The following is a 23,367-nucleotide window of genomic DNA, read 5'->3' on the forward strand; positions in this document are numbered from 1 at the left end:
AACTTCTGTTTAACTAGTGCTTTTAGGCGATCGCTATGCCCAGAGTAACCTTGGATGAGATTGCCTCTTGCGCTAATTCTTGCCACCATATTTCCATCGCATCCATAATTGCCAGAAATCCTGCTTCAAACTCTCTAAATTGTTCGGGTTGTATATATGCTGCGATAGTCGTCCTTAAACCTTCTTCATGTTCAAGTTCCCACTCATTTAAATGCTTGTTGAAGAAATATTGTAAATCTTTAGGCATTGCTCCTTCCAGCAACCAATTTATAAGTTGCACGATCAGACTTAACTCAGGAATTGAGGTTGCCTCAATCGCATAGGTTGCCCCAAGTACATAAGCTGGTTGTTGATTAAATACTGATTGCACAGTTCTAAGCAGTTTGGATGTAGTGATTGACGGCGTTGTATTTTTAACAGGAACACCTAGTGCCTCTTCAAGCCCTTGGGCTAAAAGCATGTAATGAGATACTCCTTGTGTACTGAGGCCCATCTCCTCAGCAATGTTTTCTTGGAGTTCCTGGGCAACACCGTTCCATTGGACTTCAAGCGCTTTCTGTCTTGCTAACTCTGTGAAAAACACCAGCTCTTTTGGAAAAATGGAATATTGCTGCATGACATAAGCGATCTGAGCAAAGCTTGTCTGACTTAGTATTTGGACAACAGGATTTTCCGTACTGCTAAATGCTACGTAATCCTGAGTGAGCAGTTGATTAAGCCGCTTAGTTAGGTGATTAAATGCCATCAAAATTTTAGTCCTTTCTATAGTTGAGATAGTTTTGTTCGGTTTGTCTCAAAAGTTGGGGCAAATATAGCGAAGGTGACACTAGTAGTTTGCCAAGCCTTGCATTTCTGGGTTTCGACTCTGTAAAAGCAAGGGATTAAAAATATGCAGCGCTTTTTCCTTGACCCTTTACAGAGCCAAGTTCACCCAAGCAAACTACTAGGGCAAACATCAGTAACCGAGCCAAATTGATGCAGATTTAGGTTGGTTTATTACCAAGAGCTTCTGAATGCTGATCTAACTTTTAAGCTTGCAAGCAATTAAATGTATTTAGTGCTTGGCATCTTTGATATTGCTATAGGACTTCTATTTGATTTTTGAACAAATAAGCTGCCTAGAAGCTTGACATACAGAGCTTTACTTCTCAGTATACTGAGCAAGATTTAAGTAGGATTCCTATAGAGTAGCTTCAGTATATTCAAACGACTTCAGTATAAATACTCAATAAGTATTGATTAAATAAATTCATTAAAAATAGTATTTATTACTAAAAAATTTAATTAAGTAGCACTACTTAAGGAATTTTGGTTATTTTTTTATTTGTCAGTCCCTTATTTGGTGACACGAAGTTTCTAATGGGTAATCTAGCTTAAGCAAAGACCTGATCGAACCAAGGTTTACAACTTATGAAGACACATCCATCTAGCAAAATCCGCGCATTTCCATTACAGCTTGTTCTAATCGTTCCTTTCGTGTTGCAAGTCTTTGGGATCGTGGGGCTGGTTGGATATCTATCGTTTAAAAATGGCGAGAAAGCGGTTCACAATTTAGCAGATCAATTGATGAAGCGAACCAGCAGTGAGGTAAATCAACATTTGGATGCCTACCTGTCGATTCCGCATAAAGTCATCCAGCTAAACGCGGATGCAATTCGTATGGGATTGCTGAATGTGCGCGATCGCCGAACTGTTGGCAAGTACTTCTGGCACGAAATGCAAGCCTATGATCTGAGCTTTATCAGCTTGAACCTTGCAACCGGGGAAGGAACTGGAGCTGGCCGTTACGATGGCAAGACAGTCACAATCGATGATAATGCAATCAAAACGCCAAGCCTGCCGAAAAATACGATAACTTACTTGACGGACAACGATGGCAACCCGACCAAAATTATGGCGACTAGCACGTGGGATACCGTCAATGAACTTGCGTACACTGAACCCGTCAAAGCAGGGAAACCTATCTGGGTTCGCATTTACAGCTATTATGATCCCGCCTATCCCCCCTATATTGTGGCATCGGCAGGCCGTCCAATTTATGATGCCAGCAAAAAGCTTATTGGTGTTGTCGGGGCTGAAATACATCTGTTGAAACTAAGCGAATTTTTGCAAAAATTAGATGTTAGCCGTTTCGGACAAGTGTTCATTATCGAGCGCAATGGGATGTTGGTTGCCAATTCCGGTCAGGAGAAGCCTTTTACCGTAGTAAATAACGAAATTAAGCGCTTGAAAGCAATCGATAGCCCCAATCCGGCTGTGCAAGGCATTGCCAAGCAGATTCAGCAGCACATTCCAGACTTCCAGTCGATCACCAATACGCAAAAACTGAACGTTAATTTTCAAGGAGAAAATTACAATGTGCATATTGTGCCTTGGCGTGACCAATATGGTTTGGACTGGTTGGTTGTTACCAGTATCCCAAACAGAACCTTTATGGCGCAAATCAATGCCAACACCCAAATTAGCATCCTGCTTTGTTTTGTAGCGCTGGTAGTAGCAACGGCGATCGGCATATTTACCTCAGACAGGATTGTGCGTCCCATCCTGCGCTTGAATCAGGCAAGTCAGGCGATCGCATTCGGTGACTTACAACAGACAGTCAAAGACGGCAACATCCAGGAACTCAATACCCTTGCCAACTCTTTTAACCACATGGCAGAGCAATTGCGCGAATCTTTCATCGCCTTAGAAAATAGCAATGCAGAACTCGAAGAGCGAGTGGAAGAACGCACCGCCAAACTCAAAACTACCTTGAGTGAATTGCACCACACTCAAGCACAAGTGATTCAAAGTGAAAAAATGTCTAGTCTGGGTGAACTGGTGGCAGGTGTGGCACATGAAATCAACAACCCAGTGAACTTTATTCACGGCAATATTACCCACCTAAACGAATACACTCAAGATTTGCTGCGGATGATTCAGCTTTACCAACAACGTCATCCCCGCAATGATCCAGAGGTGCAAGCGCTAGCTGAGGAAATCGATCTGGAGTTTCTGATGGAGGATTTACAGAAGATCCTAGCTTCGATGAAAATGGGGACTGACCGGATTTGTAGCATTGTGCTATCACTGCGGAACTTTTCTCGTCTAGATGAAGCAGAATTCAAAGCAGTTGACCTTCATGAAGGAATTGAAAGTACGCTGTTGATTTTGCAACACCGTCTGAAAGACAAACCAGAACGTCCAGCAATTGTAGTGATTCGGGATTATGGCAAGTTGCCCAAAGTAGAATGCTATCCCGGACAACTCAATCAAGTCTTGATGAATGTTCTGGTAAATGCGATCGATGCCTTAGACGAAGCAAACGCCAATCGCACTTATCAGGAAATAGAGGCAAATCCTAGCCAGATTATCATCCGCACCTCACTCAGCAATTCGCAGTCGGTGGAAATTGCGATCGCTGATAATGCCGGGGGAATGCCAGAACAGGTTAAAAATAGTATCTTCAATCCTTTTTTCACCACCAAACCTGTAGGTAAAGGAACAGGTATGGGTCTGGCAATCAGCTATCAAATTATCACCGAAAAACATGGTGGCAAATTGGAATGTTTTTCTACTCTTGGTAAGGGAAGTCAGATTATAATTCAATTGCCTATCTCACTTTCTTGACATACTCCCCCGGCTGAAGCGCGGGGGATTCTAAGCTCAAACAGCAATTGCAGGCAAAGCCTGTCTAACATCACCTAACTTAACGGGTAAAAAGACTTATAAAACCTCACCCTAACCCTCTTCTTGGTAAGGAAAGGGAGCAAGAAGAGGGTTTATCATCAAGTCCTCTGGGTCTGAAACCCCGTCCTTGTAGGACGGCTTTATATTGAGGGTTGTGCGTCTCACAAAGAGAATGGTACAATGTGAGGATGACACAAAAATCTTTCAAGTACCGCTTTTTTCCGACCCCTGAGCAAGAAACTTTGCTTCGGAGAACGTTGGGCTGTACTAGATTGATATACAATCGCGCCCTCGCTGCAAGGACTCAAGCATGGTATGAAAGGCAAGAGCGAGTGGGTTATGCTCAAACTTCTAGTCTCCTGACAGACTGGAAAAAGCAAGATGAACTTGATTTTCTTAACGATGTCAGTTGTGTACCATTGCAGCAAGGATTGAGGCATCTGCAAACAGCTTTCACTAACTTCTTTGCAGGAAGGGCGAAATATCCAAACTTTAAAAAGAAGCGCAATGGAGGTAGTGCGGAGTTTACCAAGTCTGCTTTTAAATGGCGCGATGGTCAATTGTTTTTGGCTAAAAGTTCGGAGCCTCTGGACATCCGATGGAGTCGAGCTATTCCCGATAATGCCGAACCCTCCACCGTCAACGTGAAGCTCTCGCCTTCTGGACGTTGGAGCGTTTCTCTGTTGGTGGATATCGTAATTGTTCCATTGCCGGAATCTCCTAACTCTGTTGGGATTGATTTGGGTATCACGAGCTTGATTGCTCTCTCGACGGGTGAGAAAGTTGCAAATCCCAAGGGTTTCAAGGCGAAACGCGCCAAGTTGCGTATTGCTCAGAAGTCTTTGAGTCGTAAGCAAAAAGGATCTAACAATCGCCATAAATCCCGTCTTAAAGTCGCTAAGATCCATACCCAAATTAGTGACGCTCGAAATGATTTCCTTCACAAGTTAACAACTCGGTTGGTGAGAGAGAACCAAACCATCGCCGTAGAAGACTTGGCTGTGAAGAATATTATGAAGAATCGGAAACTCGCTCTTGCTATCAGTGATGCTAGTTGGGGTGAACTGGTGAGACAACTTGAATACAAATGCGATTGGTATGGTCGCACTCTGGTGCTTATTGACCGATGGTTTCCGAGTTCTAAACGATGTGGTAATTGTGGACATATCGTTGAAAAATTGCCGTTGAATGTACGAGAGTGGAATTGCCCTAAATGTGGCGCACACCACGACCGGGACATCAACGCAAGTAAGAATATTTTGGCGGCAGGGCTTGCCGTTTCAGTCTGTGGAGCGAACATAAGACCCGATAGAGATTCCTCTAAAGGGCAGTTGCGAAAAACCAGCAATGGAAAGAAACAGAAACCTAAGTCGTGAGTCTTAGGAATCCCCGCCGTTCACGGTGGGGAGGATGTCAACTGGTATATTTGCTTTCACTGAGATGCTGCCGATGGAAAGGTTCGTCGAACTCACGTTAAAATATTATCCCCTCTGTCCCTGCCCCTCTGCTTGTTCTTAACTATCCTTGTATAGCAAAAGCATTTTGTTTGTTAACAGTTCTTTATCATGGGAAAAAAGTCTATAGATTTATTAAATCCATGCTTACCCGTATAAAAGACTTAGCAGCAAAACTAGCGCCCCGCTTAATTGAAATTCGCCGCCACATCCACTCTCACCCAGAACTCAGCGGTCAGGAGTACCAAACAGCAGCCTTCGTAGCTGGTGTTTTGTCTTCCAGTGGGCTGCACGTACAAGAAGGAATTGGTAAAACCGGCGTGATTGGAGAACTCCAAGGCACTAGCCAAAATGACCGTTTATTGGCAATTCGCACTGATATGGATGCCTTGCCAATTCAAGAGGGCACCAATTTAGAATATGCCTCTCGCGCAGATGGTATTATGCACGCGTGCGGTCATGATGTCCACACCACTGTCGGGTTAGGAACGGCAATGGTGCTGTCCCAAGTGGCTGAGGAGTTGGGTGGGAAAGTACGGTTTTTATTTCAGCCAGCCGAAGAAATTGCTCAAGGCGCAAGCTGGATGGTGAAAGATGGGGCGATGGAAAACGTCTCGGCTTTATTAGGGGTTCATGTTTTCCCTTCTATACCCGCAGGATCTATTGGCGTGCGTTACGGGGCATTGACAGCCGCCGCTGATGATTTAGAAATTCTGATTATGGGAGAATCTGGGCACGGGGCGCGTCCCCATGAGGCGATTGATGCAATTTGGATTGCTTGTCAAGTGATTACTGCAATGCAACAAGCGATCAGCCGGACGCAGAATCCCTTGCGTCCTGTAGTGTTGAGCATCGGGAAGATTAATGGTGGCAGAGCGCCGAACATAATTGCTGATAAAGTGCAATTATTGGGAACCGTGCGATCGCTCCATCCCGAAACTCGTGCCCATCTCCCAAACTGGATTGAAAACATTGTATCTAATGTTTGCCATACTTACGGAGCAAAATATCAAATTAATTATCGCCAAGGAGTACCCAGCGTCCAAAATGATTACGCCCTGACGCAATTATTACAATCAGCCGCAGAAGAAGCTTGGAGTAGCGATCGCGTTCAAGTCTTACCCGAACCCTCCCTTGGTGCCGAAGATTTTTCGATGTATTTGGAACACGTCCCCGGTTCGATGTTTCGCTTGGGTGTGGGCTACAAAGAAAGAATCATTAACCATCCATTACACCATCCCCAATTTGAAGTCGATGAATCTGCAATTATCACCGGAGTTGTAACTATGGCCTATACCGCTTATAAATACTGTCAGCAAAATATCTAAACAAAAACTCCCAGCACATAAATGCTGGGAGTTTTTATTTAACTAAGCTTTTTTAGCGGATATAGAAAGCCCGAAAGCATCCTACACATTTGATTCGGTAACAACACCGAGTTTTTGTTGAATTCGGGTCTTAGCAGCTTTGAACTCAGTAGCAAGTTGTTCACTTTGCTCAGTAGTCAAGTTGTTGCGAATGGCAGCGAACAGTGTGGTTTCTTCTTGACGAATATGATCGCCGAGGGCATCCAATAGCTGTTTGATTTTCTCTTTGAATTGGGGTGAAGATGGGCTAATAGCCTTAATTTCTTCTAATGCCTGCTTTGCATGAGCTTGTTCATCAAACAATTCTTGGGTGTTATCTTGACCGTAGAAAGGACGTACTCTTGGATAGACTACTTCCTCTTCAGCTTCAGAGTGGGCAGTTAAATCCTTGTAAATTTGACCGAAGTACTCTTGAATCTTTTGTGGGTTGTCGCTTTGTAGTAGTTCAGTAAATAAGGTATTTACCTTGCCGTGATCGAGACGGATGACATCTTGGATATTCAGATCCTTTTTGTCACTGTTTTGGGTTACAGCACTACCTACTACACCACTGACTGCCGCCATAGCATCCTGGACTCGCGCCCAAATTCCTTGATCTGCATCTTGTCCAGTGAGTTCGCGGACACCCAGAATTTCCAAAATACCTTTGAGTTGCTCTTGGTGAGCGCGGTTTTCAAAGTTAATGGTATTCAAAGGTGCGATCGCTAGCAACACATCAGCACCAACTTTTTGAGCAGCCTTGTGAACTATCAAGCCACTCATTACTAGTTGATGTTTCAGCAATTCATGCTGAGATACTTTTTCATACAGGCTCAACTCAGAACCTTTGAACAATTCGCCAGCTTTTTCAATGAATTGTGTAACAGTTTTTTTGGGTTCAGCCTGAATGCCATACTGACCAATGACAGTTTCTAGAATGCCAAGATTTTTTTGATCATCATTGAGGAAATCCCGAATGCGATCGGCAATTTCGGTATCAAGTCCTTCTTTCAAAAGCGATTGTTCATTTTCGATGACTAACTGTTGCAGTGCTTTAATGCTTGCCAATTTTACGGCAATAGCATTGCGCTTCGTATCATCTAAAGTAGCTACCATCCGTGTTCTCCCCGGCAAAGTGTTCACAATTCTTAACTAATATAAGCTTGACATAGGGGTTAGGTATATTGCCTCTTTCTTTTGAGCGATCGCGTTCACAACTCTGGGTAGAGAAACATAAATTTTCGTTACAATTTATGTTCTTATACTTTTAGATAGATAATATAGCGTTTCCTAATCATACAAGGTACGTCATAGCCCCCTCTCGAAGAGCGGTGAGGGGGTTGGGTGTGGGGTTCTTGTATCTCACTCAACTGAGAACCGCTATATTTAAATCTGTATTCTGTCCCCAGGTGGATAAAACTTTCATGCTAGTTTTATAGGGTGATATATTTTGATAAGTAGGTAGGTAAAATTAAACATAAAATAAAATCCTAGTTCGTAGTGAGCGATTCATCGCTCAAAACAACAATTATCAGGACTAAAGTCCTTACTACAAACTTTAATTTATTTACGCCTAGCTACTTAAATCTAGAAACTAAAATATTAACAATCTAAAATTTCCTTAAGAACACTCTTTAAATCCACCTCAGTCGGGCGTTTTGCAAATTGCTCGTGGTTATAAATCCACACAAGCTTGATTACACAATCAGTTGTATTGACTAAATACATTAATCTAATTTGTCCCGAAGCGCCTTTAGATACCTTCAACTCTAGCTTGTGAAATGACCATCCTTGAGGTAATTCAATCTTTCTAGGTAAAGGTTCTTTACGAGAATTGATCGGATATTGATCTTCAATTAAATCTTCCAAAACTTCTGCGACACACTCAACAAAATCTGATTTGTAAGCTTTTGCGAGTTTTTTGAAAGAACGGTTGAAATTATCGGATTTTTCAATCGAGAAGGGAGTTGAGCCAGTCACGCACTTCTCCTTTCCGAATACGAGTTGATGATTCCGAAGTACAAGCGTCCTCTAAAATTTCCTGCATTACGAATTGATAGGCAGGATGGTCGCGCTCTATTTGCTCTAGTTTCAGATGTCCCAATGCTTTCAAGTCTTCAAGAAGAATTGGGTTGGTTGAGCTAGCTTCCGGTAGCAAACCTTTACGCGCCTTTTTCCAAGGAAACTCCAAGTGTGTCATACCACTAAGTTGATAAGCATGGTAGCCACCGAAATTTTCCCATACTTCTTCTAGAAGCCGTCTCTTATCCTCAGGCATCTCTAACAGTAATTCTTGACTAGGAATAGGTAATTGTTTAGCTTCAAATTCACTGTAAAACCTGTAAGCCGGAGGACAAACAGGGCCATAGCGCCATGCTTGTATTTCTTCTTCAAACAATGACTCATCATACATCGCCAAATGTAAACTTTGCGCGTAATACAGAAGCTTTTGAAGCTTCATATTGGTCATTTCTGCTTCTATACTGTCTTGGTAAGCTCTGACGATGAAGTAGCGAGCCACATTTAGACAATCAATCATAATCAGACTCGCAAATTAAGACTGGTTAACTATTGTAGCTATTTTTAACGGTCACTTACAATTACTATTGTAGTTTAAATATCTTAATTTAGTACATTTTTACTATTAAAAATCAATCTATTACAGCACAACGTAAATCCAGCTACCATCTCAATTAACTAGACAAGTTGCTCTGAGCAACTGGTTAAAGGTAGGCAAACTTCCGCATCAAGTATCAATATTTCCGAACCCTTTTTACGGTGACGTGTACTCAGGCGCTCGCAATGCAGCCTTGACAAACCTCACCGCAATTGTGACGATTACGCTAGAATTATTAAAGGTTCTTTACAGAGTTTTGCTAATCATACCTAATTCTGTTAAAAAAGCCTAGCATTCAAATGTAAATATCAAAACCCCCTCTAGAGTTCACCAAAAGTTTCTATGACGCTCCCAATTCGCAACGTCGCCATTATCGCCCACGTTGACCACGGCAAAACCACCCTGGTTGACGCACTCCTCAAACAATCCGGCATTTTCCGCGAAGGCGAAGACGTTCCGGATTGCGTTATGGACTCCAACGCCCTAGAACGGGAACGGGGTATTACTATCCTGTCCAAAAATACGGCGGTTCGCTACAAAGAAACACTAATTAATATTGTTGATACTCCTGGACACGCTGACTTTGGCGGCGAAGTTGAACGCGTACTCGGCATGGTAGACGGATGTCTTCTGATTGTCGATGCCAACGAAGGACCCATGCCCCAAACACGCTTTGTCCTCAAAAAAGCTTTAGAAAAAGGGCTGCGCCCCATCGTTATTATCAACAAAATTGATCGTGGTAAAGTTGACCCCCACATTGCTGTTGATAAAGTTTTGGATCTGTTCTTGGAATTAGGGGCAGATGAAGACCAGTGTGATTTTACATATCTGTTTGCCTCCGGTATGGCAGGTTTTGCTAAAGACAGCTTGGAAGCAGAATCGGTAGATATGCAACCCCTGTTTAATGCGATTCTGAAACACGTTCCATCACCAGTGGGCGACAGCACTAAGCCTCTGCAATTACAAGTTACAACCCTAGATTATTCAGAATATCTGGGACGGATTGTGATTGGCAGAATTCACAACGGTACGATCCGCTCAGGACAACAAGCAGCTTTAATTACAGAAGATGGCACCATTGTCAAGGGTAAAATTACCAAATTGATGGGCTTTGAAGGACTAAAGCGGATAGACATGGAAGAAGCCACCGCAGGTTATATTGTGGCGGTGGCTGGTTTCGCTGATGCTTATATTGGGGAAACGATTACTGATCCCAATGAACCGCAAGCTTTACCACTAATTAAAGTGGATGAACCAACCTTGCAAATGGCCTTCTGGGTGAATGATTCGCCCTTTGCTGGTCAAGAAGGTAAGTTGGTGACTTCCCGTCAAATACGCGATCGCTTATTCCGCGAACTTGAAACCAACGTGGCTTTGCGTGTTGAAGAAACCGATTCACCCGATAAATTCCTAGTTTCCGGTCGTGGGGAACTGCACTTAGGTATCTTAATTGAAACCATGCGTCGGGAAGGCTTCGAGTTTCAGGTATCTCAGCCACAGGTAATTTACCGCGAAGTCAACGGTCAACCTTGCGAACCCTTTGAACTTTTGGTGTTAGACGTTCCTGCTGATGGTGTGGGTAGCTGTATCGAACGCCTGGGACAACGCAAAGGCGAAATGCAAGATATGCAACCAGGTAGTGGCGATCGCACCCAACTAGAGTTTGTCATACCGGCCCGTGGTTTGATTGGTTTCCGGGGTGAATTCATGCGGATGACTCGTGGCGAAGGCATCATGAATCACAGCTTCTTAGATTACCGTCAACTGAGTGGCGACATTGAAGCCCGTAACAAAGGCGTTTTAATCTCTTTTGAAGAAGGCGTTTCTACGTTCTACGCCATGAGAAATGCCGAAGATAGAGGAGCATTTTTTATTGTTCCCGGTACAAAGGTTTACAGAGGCATGATCGTGGGCGAACACACTCGTTCCCAAGATTTGGAACTAAATATCTGTAAGACCAAGCAGTTAACCAATCACCGCGCAGCGGGTGGCGATGAATTAGTGCAACTGCAAGCACCGATAGACATGAGCTTAGAGCGTGCTTTGGAATACATCGCGGCTGATGAATTGGTGGAAGTTACACCCCAATCGATTCGTCTGCGGAAGATGTCGAAGAAGTTGGCGAAACGGTAAGTAAAGTTATCTAATTGATTTAAAAAGCCCGCATAAGCGGGCTTTTTTGTTTGCTAGGTGTGTAACAATCATTTTTAAAATGGGTATAACAATCAATAGAAGTCTAATAATATTTGATGTATATTAAAGATGAACCAGAGTAAGCAGCACTTAAATCATCCTATATTAGGAAAGTTGGTCAAAGAATTTAGGCCAAAATTTTCTAGAAAACTGAGTACGACTATTAATAGTACCTTAGTTTTTATTTGCTTTGGTTTTGTATTCGGTGTCTTTCCATTATTTATAGTTGGGTTGCCGCAAGGAAGTTTCCACCTAATTATAGGATTAGGATGTCTTCTAGTTTCTGGTGTTTTGGTATACGTAATTATAAATATATTAAATGGCCGTTTATTTGTATATGACAAAGGATTAGTGTATCAGTACCATAATAAAACAAGAGTTATAAATTTTAGTGATATTGTCGCACTATGGCAGTACAGTGCTAGATATTATCTATACTTTATAATTCCTAATGGTAGAACAACTTATGAATACACCATTCAAACTAAAGATGGTAATAGAATAATTATTGATGAAATAATTGCTAATGAGGAATTAGGTAAGTATTTAAATTATGAACTTTTTAAACACCTTATGCCTAGCCTCAAGTTTAATTATGCTGTAGGACAAGAGGTTACTTTTGGAGAAATAACAATCAGTAAACATGGAATAAAAGTTAAAAACGCAACACTACCTTGGTTAGAAGTTGAACGTATAGATGTTTCCGCAGGAAAACTTTACATCAGGAAAAGAAATAGTAGTTGGCTAGACAAGAATTGGTATGTTACGGAAGTATCGACAATCTACAATTTATATATTTTTATAGAAATGACTAATACAATCCTTAACAGTGCAATACCTTAATCTTTATTATCAAATTGATTTAGTTTATCTCTTAACCAAGGTATAATTTTTTGTACTTAAGACTTGGTATGATTAGCTGAATGTTATCTGAACAAACAAGTGCCTCGCAGCGATATTGACCGTATCAGAGAAAAGATTAGACTCCGCCAATACGATATGTCAGCCCATGCAATGGAAGAAATGGCTGAGGATATGTTGACGATTTTAGATGTGGAAGAGGCGGTTCTGAAAGGTCAAGTGATTCGAGTTGAAAAAGATGACCCAAGAGGAACAAAATATATAGTAGTAGGAACTGCATTAGATCAACAAACGCCTGTTGGGATTGTTGGGCGTTTCGCAAGCAACGGACGTTATTTGATTATCACTGTTTATGAAGTCACTGAAGCTCAAGGCTAGCCGTATGTATGGATATAGATGTGAGTATTGCGAAGGAACTGTTCAACCTCGAATTGTAAAGCGCGAGGCATTTAAACATAGAGATGGATTTGTCATCCTCGAAGATGTGACAATTGGTGTTTGTGATATCTGTGGCAATCGGTACTATTCTGCCGATATTGTTCATGCTGTTCATGCTGTTGCAACTGGAGCCAAACCGCCTGAAAGAACCGAACAAATTCCGGTCACTCATCTAGAATCAGCATAATCAACGCCGCGTAACGTTAGATCCTCAAGTTATCAGTAAAGACAGGAAGTTGAAAACGAAATGGAAGATGAATTACGTCCTGAGTACGACTTCGCTCAAATGGGAAGCGGGGTTAGAGGTAAATATGTTGAACGGTATAGTACAAAAACTAACCTAGTGCTTTTAGCTCCCGATGTTGCCCAAGCTTTTCCCAACGATGAAGCAGTGAATGAGGCATTAAGGTTGTTAATCCAGGTCGCCCAGCGCCAGCAGCCTAACACAACGACCTGATCTGGATTCAGAGAGCAAATTTATGAAGGGGCAATCGTTGAGACAGCAGGCAGGTAATCTGATAGAGAATTATTCAGATGGTAAACTAGCAGAATAAAAATTTTTGCAGAAGTAATTGTGATGGCTATTCGTGAAACTGCGATCGCCAAACCCTAGCATAGATTTACAGTGCGACGCCGAATAGCCCGTCGTAGACATCGCTCCTTTGCATATTTTCACACAAAGCGATCGCAGGTTAAAAATTTTCAATATATTTTCTTAGAAACACTAATTGATTTGCCATATCCTCGGCTTCTACACTTTCTGCTAATTTTAACAAGCCTCGCAACTGTTCTCCAATTGCATAGCTCTGTTTCGCAGCAAGTACAATACCTGAATGCTTTTGTTGCTGTTGGAGATAAGCTTTATGCAATCGACAAAAATCACCAACATTGAAACTATAAATAACTCGTCTCTGTTCCGTTGCCCAGATTAATTGGCTATCATCAGATGATCCTAATCTATCTGCTTCAGCCGTTGTCATTACATCAATCCCTGCATTGCGTAAGCCATTAGCTAAAGATTTCTTGCCAGCATCTTCATCTAAATAGAAGCGAATTTGACTCATGCAAAATTACCTGACATCCACTTCGTTTCCAGCGCATTACATTCTGCTTGATATAAAGCAATTTCTCTATCCATTGCCTCCTGATTAGCATAGTAATAGGCAAGCGCCGCATAAACTTGCGCTAGAGATAAATGTGGATATTCTGTCACAATATCTTGAGGAGATAAGCCTGCTTGAGAATCCATCACAAGGTTTTGAACAGTCATGCGCGTACCAGCAATGCAAGGGCGACCTCCAGCAACTTGAGGTGTCCTCACAATTAGGGTTCCAATATCAACTATTGCTACCATGTTTTTTCTACTCTAACTGAATCAATGAATCTTCCACGTCTATTCCATAGTTTAATAATACATTAGCAGTTCTGGCTCTAACAAAGTTACAGATGCAACCAGACCAACCTGCTTAAGCGACCTGACTGAATCCCTTCCAGCAGACATTCTTACAGAAAGCGATCGCCAAACCATAGATTCATAGTGCGACGCCGAATAGCCCGTCGTAGACATCGCCTCTCGCTACTGCTTTCATTTCACCAAAATCAGATAAGACTGATATATTTAAGGTAAATAATTTTCATCTAATAATTGAACAAGAGTGTAAGGACACTTTTCTATAAAAATAGTTAAATCGGTTTTAATTTTCACATAATCAACCGCACTTTGATAAATATTTTCTAAATCATTCTGTAACTTGTTTATTAAATTCGTCGTTAAATGATTATTTAAGTCATATCTAAAGGTTTTAACTTCTCCAATCCAATGACGATAGTTTCTTTCATATTCTACCTGCCAATATTGGAGTAATAATATATGAATAATAATTTGCCTTAAAAGACTTTTGGCTTTAGCTAAATCTCTTTTCACCAAACTGATTAATTCCTCAATTAAGTTTTCTAAATCAAGTTGGTTAAACTGTTTTTGTTTTAATAATTCAATAGTTTCTTCTAACCATAAATTCTCATCGGTTTCATAGAGTTGCTTTAAGTTGGTAGTAATTGTCATATTTTCACCTTCTACCTACATTCCATAATTTAATCATATACAATTATAAATTTCCTGAAGCAGGAGAGCGATTTTTCAGTGAATTCAACCGCAAGTGTCAACAAATTGTTGCCTTTCCAAACAGTGGTAAAAGTTACGCAAAAATTCGTCCAGACCTCCGAGGTGTATCCTTGCAAGGCTATATTGTTTTCTACAAAGTGCTAGATGATGGTATCGAAATTCTGCGGGTTGTCAGTGGTCGTCGTAACTTTCCCTCTCTTTTTGAGGAATCCAGCTAAAAGCTTTTTTGGCAAACCCCTGAGACACTGTGAATTTGGGGTGGTCTTGGGTTAAAAAAGAAACATGAAAATCATCAAACCCATCACCAATTGGTTAGAAACCCGCGCTTGTGCCCCTACTTATGGCGGTTGGGTACTAGCAGCAACGGCTATTTGTTTTTTTGGCGCAGGTATCAATACGATGGCTGGTTGGCTGTACGCCATTAGCGGCATCAGTTTTGCCCTTTTGGGTGTAGCAGCCATCTTACCGCCGCGATCGCTCACAGGTCTATCTATCACCCGTCGTCCCATGCAACCAGTGTCAGCAGGCGACGATCTAACGGTGGAATTAGAAATCTGCAATCAGACACAGCAGCCTGTAAGCTTATTGCAAGTTGAAGATATACTGCCCTTCGTCTTAGGGAAACCAGTACAAAAGGCAATCGAAACAATTCCTAGCCAAGGTAGTTACCGTTGGGTATATTACCACCCGACTGTGCGCCGGGGCGTTTATCGCTGGCACACAGTCGAACTGGGTTCGGGTGCGCCTTTGGGATTGTTCTGGTGTCGCCGTCAGCGTGATTGTGCTGCTACAGCGATCGTCTATCCCACAGTGTTACCCTTGGCTACCTGCCCCCTAGTGGATGAAATGGGGCAAGAAGAGAGCAAAAGGGGCGATCCTCGTGGTAGACCCTTGCAGACAGCGACAACGGGGCTGGTGCGATCGCTCCGTCCTTATCGTATCGGAGATCCCACCCGTCTGATTCACTGGCGAACTAGCGCCCGCTATGGCGAATTAAGGGTGCGGGAGTTGGAAATGGTTACAGGTGGACAAGAAATAGTTATTGCCCTTGACAGTGCTAGCAATTGGCAAGAAGAAAACTTTGAACAAGCAGTAATTGCCGCAGCATCGCTGTACTTTTATGCACATCAACAGCAATTACAGGTGCAACTCTGGACAGCATCAACAAGTTTAATTAAAGGCGAACGTTTTGTTCTAGAAACCTTAGCAGCAACCACAGCCGTAGAAGATGCCAGTTCAGTAGTTCCTAAAAGCTATCCCTTGATTTGGCTGACTCAAAACCCCCTAAGCCTTGCTACTCTTCCTCAAGGTAGTCGCTGGGTTTTGTGGCCAAATACTTCCTCAGCAGCAGAACCAGAGGTAATTAATCGGGAACACCCTGGTATAGTTTTACAAAGCGACGGCCCACTGCAACCCCAACTACAAAAAACATTACATTCATAAATCAATTCAAATTTTATAATTTCAAAGGCTGCTAACAAGTTAACCCTCTGCGATTTCTGGGATTTTCTCTGATCCCAGCACACCGGATATATCAGTCTTTGAGCGAAGGTAAGACAATTTGAGCAGGTAAGATTGGGGAAATACACCCAGTAATCCCCTAATGAGGCTGAGGTACAATGCAAAGAAATATTTAAATTATGAGCGACATGATCACATCAGAACATAACACAAAATCCAGCGATAAAAGCCTAGAGGCAATGCGGCATTTTTCCGAACAATACGCCAAGCGTACTGGAACATACTTCTGTTCTGAACCTTCTGTCACTGCGGTTGTGATTGAAGGACTAGCCAAACATAAAGACGATCTAGGTGCGCCTTTATGTCCTTGTCGCCATTACGAAGATAAAGAAGCTGAGATTCACGCCACATATTGGAACTGTCCTTGTGTGCCAATGAGAGAACGCAAAGAGTGCCATTGCATGTTATTCCTCACCTCTGACAACGAGTTTGCTGGAGAAAAACAAGAAATCTCTCTCGAAACAATCAAAGAAGTACGAGACACTATGGGATGAGCGAAACCATCCCCCAAGAGTTTTGGCAAGGCATAGAACAGTTCAATTCGGGCCAGTTCTATGCCTGTCATGACACTTTAGAGGCTTTGTGGATTGAAGCTGGCGAACCGGAAAAAACCTTTTATCAAGGAATTCTCCAAATTGCTGTGGCACTGTATCATTTGGAGAATCGGAACTGGCGAGGTGCTGTAATTCTACTTGGAGAAGGCAGCAATCGCCTACGCCGTTACCCATCTAGTTACGGCGGTGTTGATGTCGATGAGCTATTGAGTCAGAGCGCAGTGTTGTTGACGACATTACAACAAATAGGGCCAGACTTGATTACATCTGGTGATTTGGGTGAAAATCAAGTCTTATCTTTGCCTAGAATTGTGCTAACTACTGATTAGACATCTCCAAAAATAAATTATGCGTTGCCGGAAATCCCTAGTAGGCAAAATTTATGAATTGTGCTTACGTCATTTTCACCATACTTAGCACTCAGAACTCAGCACTCTTCATTCAGATGCCAATTCCCTGAAACCTTGAGGTTGGGAGTAGCGTCACTATTTCAGCCAGTAGTTATCGTAAATCACTCCAGATTGTATATTTCATATCTGGATAAAGTACTTGAGATAATTAGAATGCAAGCTGAAATCCTAAATCCCCAATTGCTATGATGCCCTGCTATCAATTGCCCAGATCACAAATGCGTCGCTTTGGATTAGCTTTAATGCTGCCAGTTGCACTCTTGGGCGCTTTTGCCTTCCCTACCCAACTGCAAACCGCGACTGCACAAACATCTGAGGCAAATCGCCCCCTGACTATCCGCGCTGATGTGCAAGAATATGACGCTAAAAATCAAGTAGTCACCGCTCGTGGTAATGTGCAAATGTTGTATCCGGCTCGCCAGATTCAGGCAACATCTGCCCAAGCACAGTACTTTAGTAAAGAACGCCGAATTGATTTCAGTGGCAACGTCTATATTTTGCAACAGGGCGGTAACAGTATTCGGGCGGAGAAAGTAACCTATTTAATTGACGAAGGGCGATTTGTTGCTTTACCCCAATCCAACCGTCAGGTAGAGTCGATCTACATGGTGCAGGAATCAAATAATAATGGGCAAACTGCGACACCTGCCCCAAAGACACCAGTATTCAAGCCTTCTAATTAGCATCTACCATCAAGAAAGGGTGCCTCCAGCGTGAAAATTGTTTTAGAGAATATTCACAAATCTTACGGCAAGCGAGTAATTGTCAATCGTGTCAATCTTTCTGTTGCTCAAGGCGAAGTCGTTGGTTTACTAGGCCCCAATGGGGCTGGTAAAACGACGACCTTTTACATTGCCACAGGTTTAGAAAAACCCAATCAAGGAAAAGTTTGGCTGGGTAATTTGGATGTGACGGGAATGCCAATGCATAAAAGGGCACGACTGGGTATTGGCTATCTAGCACAAGAAGCAAGTGTTTTTCGCCAACTGTCAGTAGAGGATAATATTCTCTTGGTGCTAGAGCAAACTCATGTGCCACGATGGGAGTGGTCAAGACGACTCACAACTTTACTGCGGGAGTTTCGATTGGAAAAATTAGCTAGGAGTAAAGGAATTCAACTTTCTGGTGGTGAACGACGGCGGACGGAATTAGCAAGGTCTTTAGCTGCTGGACGAGAAGGGCCAAAATTTTTACTTTTGGATGAACCATTTGCGGGAGTAGATCCGATCGCAGTCTCAGAAATTCAGCAAATCGTAGCACAACTGCGCGATCGCGGCATGGGAATCTTAATTACAGATCATAATGTCCGCGAAACCCTCGCGATCACCGATCGCGCCTACATCATGCGTGAGGGACAAATCCTCGCTTTTGGCGCTGCTGACGAACTCTACAGCAACCCTCTCGTGCGGCAATATTATTTAGGGGATAATTTTCAAGTCTAAATTAACAATTATTTAGTTAATAATTTCAAAGGACATTTTGATTTTTTATTCTTCAGCATAAATTTATTAGTTAATTTTCAGCCATCAAGAATTTAATTTTGATACTAAACACAGTAGAGATGCTTGGCTTTGCCAGGGTTGCCAATATTTAAATTTTAAAGTTGCTTATGATCTCAAAGAAGCTGACGTATTTCAACAGTCTCTATTCGCTGCTGCCTTTTACGATCATGGATCGCTACCTTGCCAGCGAATTGTTAGCGCCGTTTTTCTTTGGTGTCGGAGCTTTTTCATCACTTGGTGTCACCATTGATGCTGTATTTGATCTGATCAGAAAAATCGTAGAATCTGGGCTACCCATAGACATTGCTATTCAAGTTTTTTTGTTAAAATTTCCCAACTTTATCGTTTTAGCCTTTCCCATGTCTACGCTGCTGGCTACTTTGATGACCTACAGTCGTCTTTCTAGCGAGAGCGAACTAATTGCCCTGCGTGGTTGTGGCGTAAGTGTCTATCGTATGGTGCTAACTGCTGTGATGTTAAGTCTTGTGGTTACAGGATTGACATTTGTGTTTAACGAAGAAATTGCACCAGCAGCAAATTATCAAGCGGCGATGACTTTGGATAAAGCGCTTAAATCAGACAAGCCAATTTTAAAACAGCAAAATATTTTCTATCCTGAATACCAAGATGTTGTCCAGGGGGATGGCTCTAAGAATCGGATATTGACACGCTTGTTTTACGCCGACCAATTTGATGGTAAGCGGATGACAGGTTTGACGATTATAGATCGCTCAACAAAAAATCTGAATCAAATTGTGGTATCAGAATCTGCTCAGTGGAATCCTTCTGAAAATGTCTGGGATTTTTACAACGGTACAATCTATTTTGTTGCTGCCGATCGCTCTTATCGCAACATCGTCAAATTTGAACACCAACAACTGCAACTACCGCGCACCCCATTAAGTCTGGTAGAAAAAAGCCGAGACTATGGTGAGATGAATATTTCTGAAGCATTACAGCAACTAGAAGTAGAACTTCTCGGTGGCGATCGCCAAAAAATTCGTAAACTGGAAGTGCGGATTCAACAAAAAATATCCTTGCCCTTTGTATGCGTGGTTTTTGGCTTAGTAGGCGCAGCGATGGGAAGCATACCCCAGCGAACTGGGAGGGGTACCAGCTTTGGGATTAGTGTCGTAGTGATATTTTCCTACTACTTAATTTTCTTTATTAGTGGGGCGATCGCACAAGCAGGTGTCCTCTCTCCCTTTATGGGGGCTTGGTTGCCCAACTTTCTTTTTTTGGGAATAGGTCTATTCTTATTAATGCGAGTTGCCAGACGGTAAATTCAAGGGGATGAGGAAGCACACAAACAATTATTAAACATCTGGTGTAATTAAATATGCGTTATCCATAACCCTTGTAGAGATGTAGCACTGCTACGTCTCTACATTCTTTTTCATCAGATGTCTATTATTCTTCCTCATCTCCCCAGTTCAATTACGGGTGATAATTTCGACATTCTGGTGCATCAGGGTTTTCCTTACAGTATTCTTCAAAAGAGACTTTGGCTGATACCATACCCTCAGATTTCTGATGAGCTGCTTCTGCCTGAAGTTCTTCTACCTCATCCCAGGCAGCTGCACAGGGTTTAGAATAAGCACCTTGTTCAGTGCAAATAGCACGAGCCTGCTGAATTGATTTTTGAATTCTCTCCTCCAACTGTAACGCTTTTGGCGCTTCCACAAAGTCGCTTTTGGTCAAAATGTCGGTAATCGAGATGATGCCCAACAGCTTGCCTTGAATCACAGGTGCGCGATGAATACCAGTGTTAGCAAATAACCGCGCTACATATTCCACACCCAAATCAGGATTGACCACAATGCAGGGCTTGCTCATAATTTCGTAAACCCGGACTTGCTTTGGATCTTTACCGTAGGCTGTTATCTTATACACAATATCAGTTTCTGTGACAATGCCATAAGCATCATTGTCATAGCGACGATCCACAACCAACGCCCGTAATCCTTTATCCTTCATCAGCCCCACCGCTTCAGCAACAGTTGCCGAACCGCGAATGGTAACTACATCTTTGGTCATAATATCTTCAGCTTTCATCATTGCTGTAGTCTCCTGGTTAATAGTCCGGTGCAGCACTGCGCCCTCATGGACGTATCGAAGTATTGCAGCGCACAGTTGGCTAACTAGAAAGTAAAAAAAGTTGAACTTTTGCCCAGCTACAACAATAAATTAGACCAGTTGTCAACTTCTGATGTTATCCAATGTAACCAATGCCTAAAAACTAAGCATAAATTGCGATCGCATTCTGCTAATCAACAAATGATCAATGGGAATAGACCGAGAAGGGGACGCGATAACAAGGAAAATTATCTTAGCAATATCTTTAGTATGGCTTTTTATCAATTGGTTAAAATACTCAAAATATTCTGAATAATAATGATACAGCGTATTTCAGGTAAATCAAGTACACGGGTAGGGGCACAACATGTTCATTGGTGTCAACGTAAGGTGAAAGCCAGCCTATAACCAGCTTTTAGAGATTGTCTCGTTGTCTCGTTCCCAGTCTCCGACTGGGAATGCTGTTCTAGAGGCTCCGCCTCCCTTGCTGGCGGCAGAGCCGCCAGGAGCAGCATTTCCAGCCCAGAGGCTGGAAACGAGATTTGAAAAGGCTTTCAGCTTAAGTTGACACGCATGAACATGTTGTGCCCCTACGATTATCTGTACTTAACCTTGGCGTAGCCTCTCGTAGATAAGTTGCAATCTGCTGTAATTGTGCGGAGTACCTAAATATATTTACTTCGTAGTACCTTAAAAAGCTTGTATCGAATTAACTTTTTCGTAGATTGATTTAGCATATTCAGTATTGAAGATCCTTTATTTTTTAATTGCCGCCAATTGCCCGATTTTCCAGAAATAGCTAGAAATCCAATTAGTAATAATATGAGCAACAATTGGCACTAATAAGTTGCCCGTGAGCAGGGCGCTATATGCCAATATCATCCCGACAATTGTTGCCCAAATCACATAAGGCCATTGTTGAGAACCGCTAAAATGCAAGATGCCAAAGCAAAGACTGGATACAATTACAGCTGTCAGATCAGAGCCTAAAGCTGGCAGCATTACACCTCTAAATAATAATTCTTCACTCAACCCTGGTAGTAACCCCAGCCAAATTAAATCTGGTAAAGCTAAAGGCTTCAATACCACTTCTAGGTAATAATCTGCACTTTTACGGTAGGCAGCCCATAAACGATAAGTTAAGCCACTTAAGGCAGTGATAACGAACCCCAACCCTACACCTTGCAGCAACTCTCTTTGGTTCAAGTCCCAAGAAAATAGCGAAAAGTTGCCAAAGTATAACGAAAGTTTGGCGACTATCAACAAAATGATTGCAGTCGCTCCCATCGCCCCAAGTACTTGGATGCGCGTCAGGTATGGAATTTCTGGCTCTTGCTTTTGTTGTTCAATCACGGGTTTTTTTGGGGGAGTGGGGGGAGCAGGGGAGAATAATTTTTAGCTGTAATTCAGGGAATTAGTATGAATTTTAACTTTTAACTCCTGCCTCCTGCGTCCTGCCTTTTAACTACTAACTACCGACTGCAAAGGTAATAAATTAGGACGGAGAGCCGAGGGATTGATACCTGCTTTGTGTGCTACCAATACACCTACTGCTTCTAAATAAGAGTTTACCTGTATAGATTTTATCCCCAAGGGTTGGGGAGGAACTTTTATAATAGTTTTATTCTCTTCTACTGTAATTATTTGGCATTGTCTTTGGCTTAAACTCAGTAAAGCACTGCTACCACAGGTAGTTGCAGGTACGATCGCAGCATCCACTTCATCTGCCCAAATATCTTCTTTCTCTGATGCAATCAGTCTTTTCTCTATTATAAATTGTGGGGCACGACTTAATCCGACAAGGACGCACGGCAAAAAGGTATAGCCCAATTCTTCGGCGGCGGAACGGGGAGATAAATCAGGTTGTGGCGGTTCGCTCAAAAGGGCGGGAGAATGGGCGCAAGGAATTTGAAAGGTTCGCACTAGCAAATGGCTAATTACGGCTTCTGCACCCGCTAAAGAATCGACACCTTCACCTTGGCGATATTTTTGTACTGCCTCCTGATCCATATCATCGGGGAAACGGGCAACAACTGCGATCGCTTCTGCCCCCGCTTTGTTAATTAATATCTCAGCTGCTCTTAACAAGCTATCCGGGTTGCCAATTGTTCCCCAACTAGCTCCCGATCCTGTAGTACGTAATTCTACATTCAATGGTGCATCAGTAATTACATAATCTGTTAGAGTCAATCCCAGAGTTGCTCTAACTGCATCTGCTGCTTGTATATGTCGTAGTCGCAACTCTGGCTCAATAGCTTGGTCTAAAAGCAAACCTACTTTATTGCTGCGGACTGGACGTAAACCCCAGCATCCAGAGGCGAATTTGTCAAGCCCGTAACCTTCAACATAAAAAGTATTTGGAAGATTCCAGTACAAACTTGCGCCATTCAGGACATTGGGGTGAGTAATTAGGCGATCGCAAACCTGTGCTATAACTTTGGCAACAGGCAAAGCATCTCCGGCGTAACCCCCAATGGCAGCCCCAACGCCAGTTGGTACAATTAAGATAGCTGTGTATGGACGATTCATCTTAAGTTATGAGTGATGAATTTATGAATCAGAAGTCATCAACTCCTAACTCTGCAAATTTGGAATTTTAGATTT

General features: G+C 42.4%; 28 protein-coding genes. 16 read left to right on the plus strand and 12 right to left on the minus strand.

Features of this window, described 5'->3' with window-relative positions; genetic code table 11:
• Positions 1 to 22: 22 nt before the first annotated feature.
• The gene (locus V7K62_RS07430) at positions 23 to 745 is read right to left on the minus strand and encodes a DUF3865 domain-containing protein (RefSeq protein WP_334863184.1); all 723 of its coding nucleotides are present in this window, start codon (positions 743 to 745) and stop codon (positions 23 to 25) included.
• A gap of 665 nt (positions 746 to 1,410) precedes the next feature.
• On the opposite strand from V7K62_RS07430, the gene V7K62_RS07435 reads away from it, so the two are divergent.
• The 3 genes from V7K62_RS07435 to V7K62_RS07445 all read left to right on the plus strand — a co-directional run bounded on the left by V7K62_RS07435 (position 1,411) and on the right by V7K62_RS07445 (position 6,451).
• Complete coding sequence (locus V7K62_RS07435) at positions 1,411 to 3,609, plus strand: sensor histidine kinase (protein WP_334863186.1); 2,199 nt, start codon at positions 1,411 to 1,413, stop codon at positions 3,607 to 3,609.
• Positions 3,610 to 3,857: 248 nt separating this feature from the next.
• Positions 3,858 to 5,045: an RNA-guided endonuclease InsQ/TnpB family protein gene (locus V7K62_RS07440; RefSeq protein WP_334863188.1), complete on the plus strand. Its 1,188-nt coding sequence runs from the start codon at positions 3,858 to 3,860 to the stop codon at positions 5,043 to 5,045.
• Positions 5,046 to 5,266: 221 nt separating this feature from the next.
• A complete protein-coding gene (locus V7K62_RS07445; RefSeq protein ID WP_334863191.1) occupies positions 5,267 to 6,451 on the plus strand; it encodes a M20 family metallopeptidase in 1,185 nt (394 codons plus the stop codon).
• Positions 6,452 to 6,532: 81 nt separating this feature from the next.
• Here V7K62_RS07445 and V7K62_RS07450 read toward each other — a convergent pair whose 3' ends face one another.
• The 3 genes from V7K62_RS07450 to V7K62_RS07460 all read right to left on the minus strand — a co-directional run bounded on the left by V7K62_RS07450 (position 6,533) and on the right by V7K62_RS07460 (position 9,008).
• Positions 6,533 to 7,585, minus strand: coding sequence for a hemerythrin domain-containing protein (locus V7K62_RS07450; protein ID WP_334863194.1), 1,053 nt, complete (start codon positions 7,583 to 7,585; stop codon positions 6,533 to 6,535).
• Between the two features lie 486 nt (positions 7,586 to 8,071).
• Complete coding sequence (locus V7K62_RS07455; protein ID WP_334863197.1) at positions 8,072 to 8,449, minus strand: hypothetical protein; 378 nt, start codon at positions 8,447 to 8,449, stop codon at positions 8,072 to 8,074.
• Entirely contained in the window at positions 8,421 to 9,008 is a 588-nt protein-coding gene (locus V7K62_RS07460; protein WP_334863200.1) for a Panacea domain-containing protein, read from the minus strand. Before V7K62_RS07460 ends, V7K62_RS07455 begins: the two co-directional genes overlap by 29 nt.
• A 420-nt stretch (positions 9,009 to 9,428) precedes the next feature.
• Between V7K62_RS07460 and typA the strand changes: the two genes are divergently transcribed.
• The 5 genes from typA (at position 9,429) to V7K62_RS07485 (ending at position 13,035) form a co-directional block, all read left to right on the plus strand.
• Entirely contained in the window at positions 9,429 to 11,219 is a 1,791-nt protein-coding gene (gene typA, locus V7K62_RS07465) for a translational GTPase TypA (protein WP_334863202.1), read from the plus strand.
• A gap of 129 nt (positions 11,220 to 11,348) precedes the next feature.
• Positions 11,349 to 12,122: a DUF6585 family protein gene (locus tag V7K62_RS07470; RefSeq protein ID WP_334863204.1), complete on the plus strand. Its 774-nt coding sequence runs from the start codon at positions 11,349 to 11,351 to the stop codon at positions 12,120 to 12,122.
• A 99-nt stretch (positions 12,123 to 12,221) separates the two neighbouring features.
• Positions 12,222 to 12,518, plus strand: a complete 297-nt coding sequence (locus tag V7K62_RS07475; protein WP_334863206.1) for a DUF4258 domain-containing protein — start codon at positions 12,222 to 12,224, stop codon at positions 12,516 to 12,518.
• A 4-nt stretch (positions 12,519 to 12,522) separates the two neighbouring features.
• A complete protein-coding gene (locus V7K62_RS07480) occupies positions 12,523 to 12,765 on the plus strand; it encodes a YgiT-type zinc finger protein (RefSeq protein ID WP_334863209.1) in 243 nt (80 codons plus the stop codon).
• A 60-nt stretch (positions 12,766 to 12,825) separates the two neighbouring features.
• Entirely contained in the window at positions 12,826 to 13,035 is a 210-nt protein-coding gene (locus V7K62_RS07485) for a hypothetical protein (RefSeq protein ID WP_334863212.1), read from the plus strand.
• Between the two features lie 69 nt (positions 13,036 to 13,104).
• Here V7K62_RS07485 and V7K62_RS07490 read toward each other — a convergent pair whose 3' ends face one another.
• Genes V7K62_RS07490 through V7K62_RS07510 form a run of 5 tightly spaced genes read right to left on the minus strand, consistent with a single transcriptional unit; the run spans position 13,105 to position 14,640 of the window.
• Positions 13,105 to 13,284 (minus strand): hypothetical protein, encoded by a 180-nt coding sequence (locus tag V7K62_RS07490; RefSeq protein ID WP_334863215.1) that lies wholly within the window; start codon positions 13,282 to 13,284, stop codon positions 13,105 to 13,107.
• Positions 13,271 to 13,642, minus strand: a complete 372-nt coding sequence (locus tag V7K62_RS07495) for a DUF5615 family PIN-like protein (RefSeq protein ID WP_334863216.1) — start codon at positions 13,640 to 13,642, stop codon at positions 13,271 to 13,273. The genes V7K62_RS07490 and V7K62_RS07495 overlap by 14 nt, the downstream gene beginning before the upstream one ends.
• Positions 13,639 to 13,932, minus strand: a complete 294-nt coding sequence (locus V7K62_RS07500) for a DUF433 domain-containing protein (protein WP_334863218.1) — start codon at positions 13,930 to 13,932, stop codon at positions 13,639 to 13,641. Before V7K62_RS07500 ends, V7K62_RS07495 begins: the two co-directional genes overlap by 4 nt.
• Positions 13,933 to 13,983: 51 nt before the next feature.
• Entirely contained in the window at positions 13,984 to 14,145 is a 162-nt protein-coding gene (locus V7K62_RS07505) for a hypothetical protein (RefSeq protein WP_334863221.1), read from the minus strand.
• Positions 14,146 to 14,196: 51 nt separating this feature from the next.
• Positions 14,197 to 14,640: a DUF29 domain-containing protein gene (locus V7K62_RS07510; RefSeq protein ID WP_334863223.1), complete on the minus strand. Its 444-nt coding sequence runs from the start codon at positions 14,638 to 14,640 to the stop codon at positions 14,197 to 14,199.
• Here V7K62_RS07510 and V7K62_RS07515 point away from each other — a divergent pair.
• The 7 genes from V7K62_RS07515 to V7K62_RS07545 all read left to right on the plus strand — a co-directional run bounded on the left by V7K62_RS07515 (position 14,634) and on the right by V7K62_RS07545 (position 19,970).
• A complete protein-coding gene (locus V7K62_RS07515) occupies positions 14,634 to 14,918 on the plus strand; it encodes a type II toxin-antitoxin system RelE/ParE family toxin (RefSeq protein ID WP_334863226.1) in 285 nt (94 codons plus the stop codon). The two genes, V7K62_RS07510 and V7K62_RS07515, sit on opposite strands and share 7 nt — an antisense overlap.
• A 64-nt stretch (positions 14,919 to 14,982) precedes the next feature.
• Positions 14,983 to 16,143 (plus strand): DUF58 domain-containing protein, encoded by a 1,161-nt coding sequence (locus V7K62_RS07520; RefSeq protein ID WP_334863228.1) that lies wholly within the window; start codon positions 14,983 to 14,985, stop codon positions 16,141 to 16,143.
• Between the two features lie 206 nt (positions 16,144 to 16,349).
• Positions 16,350 to 16,715 (plus strand): ferredoxin thioredoxin reductase catalytic beta subunit, encoded by a 366-nt coding sequence (locus tag V7K62_RS07525; protein WP_334863272.1) that lies wholly within the window; start codon positions 16,350 to 16,352, stop codon positions 16,713 to 16,715.
• A complete protein-coding gene (locus tag V7K62_RS07530) occupies positions 16,712 to 17,104 on the plus strand; it encodes a DUF309 domain-containing protein (protein WP_334863230.1) in 393 nt (130 codons plus the stop codon). Before V7K62_RS07525 ends, V7K62_RS07530 begins: the two co-directional genes overlap by 4 nt.
• A 266-nt stretch (positions 17,105 to 17,370) precedes the next feature.
• Positions 17,371 to 17,868 (plus strand): LptA/OstA family protein, encoded by a 498-nt coding sequence (locus V7K62_RS07535; protein WP_334863232.1) that lies wholly within the window; start codon positions 17,371 to 17,373, stop codon positions 17,866 to 17,868.
• Between the two features lie 30 nt (positions 17,869 to 17,898).
• Positions 17,899 to 18,627: an LPS export ABC transporter ATP-binding protein gene (lptB, locus tag V7K62_RS07540; protein WP_334863233.1), complete on the plus strand. Its 729-nt coding sequence runs from the start codon at positions 17,899 to 17,901 to the stop codon at positions 18,625 to 18,627.
• 227 nt (positions 18,628 to 18,854) lie between these two features.
• Complete coding sequence (locus V7K62_RS07545; protein WP_334863235.1) at positions 18,855 to 19,970, plus strand: LptF/LptG family permease; 1,116 nt, start codon at positions 18,855 to 18,857, stop codon at positions 19,968 to 19,970.
• Between the two features lie 154 nt (positions 19,971 to 20,124).
• On the opposite strand, the gene V7K62_RS07550 is transcribed toward V7K62_RS07545, so the two are convergent.
• Complete coding sequence (locus V7K62_RS07550; RefSeq protein ID WP_334863274.1) at positions 20,125 to 20,745, minus strand: CP12 domain-containing protein; 621 nt, start codon at positions 20,743 to 20,745, stop codon at positions 20,125 to 20,127.
• A 448-nt stretch (positions 20,746 to 21,193) separates the two neighbouring features.
• Between V7K62_RS07550 and V7K62_RS07555 the strand changes: the two genes are divergently transcribed.
• Positions 21,194 to 21,331, plus strand: coding sequence for a hypothetical protein (locus tag V7K62_RS07555; RefSeq protein WP_334863237.1), 138 nt, complete (start codon positions 21,194 to 21,196; stop codon positions 21,329 to 21,331).
• A gap of 188 nt (positions 21,332 to 21,519) precedes the next feature.
• Here V7K62_RS07555 and V7K62_RS07560 read toward each other — a convergent pair whose 3' ends face one another.
• Positions 21,520 to 22,116, minus strand: a complete 597-nt coding sequence (locus V7K62_RS07560; protein ID WP_334863239.1) for a CPBP family intramembrane glutamic endopeptidase — start codon at positions 22,114 to 22,116, stop codon at positions 21,520 to 21,522.
• Between the two features lie 108 nt (positions 22,117 to 22,224).
• Entirely contained in the window at positions 22,225 to 23,292 is a 1,068-nt protein-coding gene (locus V7K62_RS07565; RefSeq protein WP_334863241.1) for a DUF3326 domain-containing protein, read from the minus strand.
• Positions 23,293 to 23,367: the final 75 nt, after the last annotated feature.

It is taken from the genome of Nostoc sp. (assembly GCF_036917935.1).
GTDB lineage: Bacteria > Cyanobacteriota > Cyanobacteriia > Cyanobacteriales > Nostocaceae > Nostoc.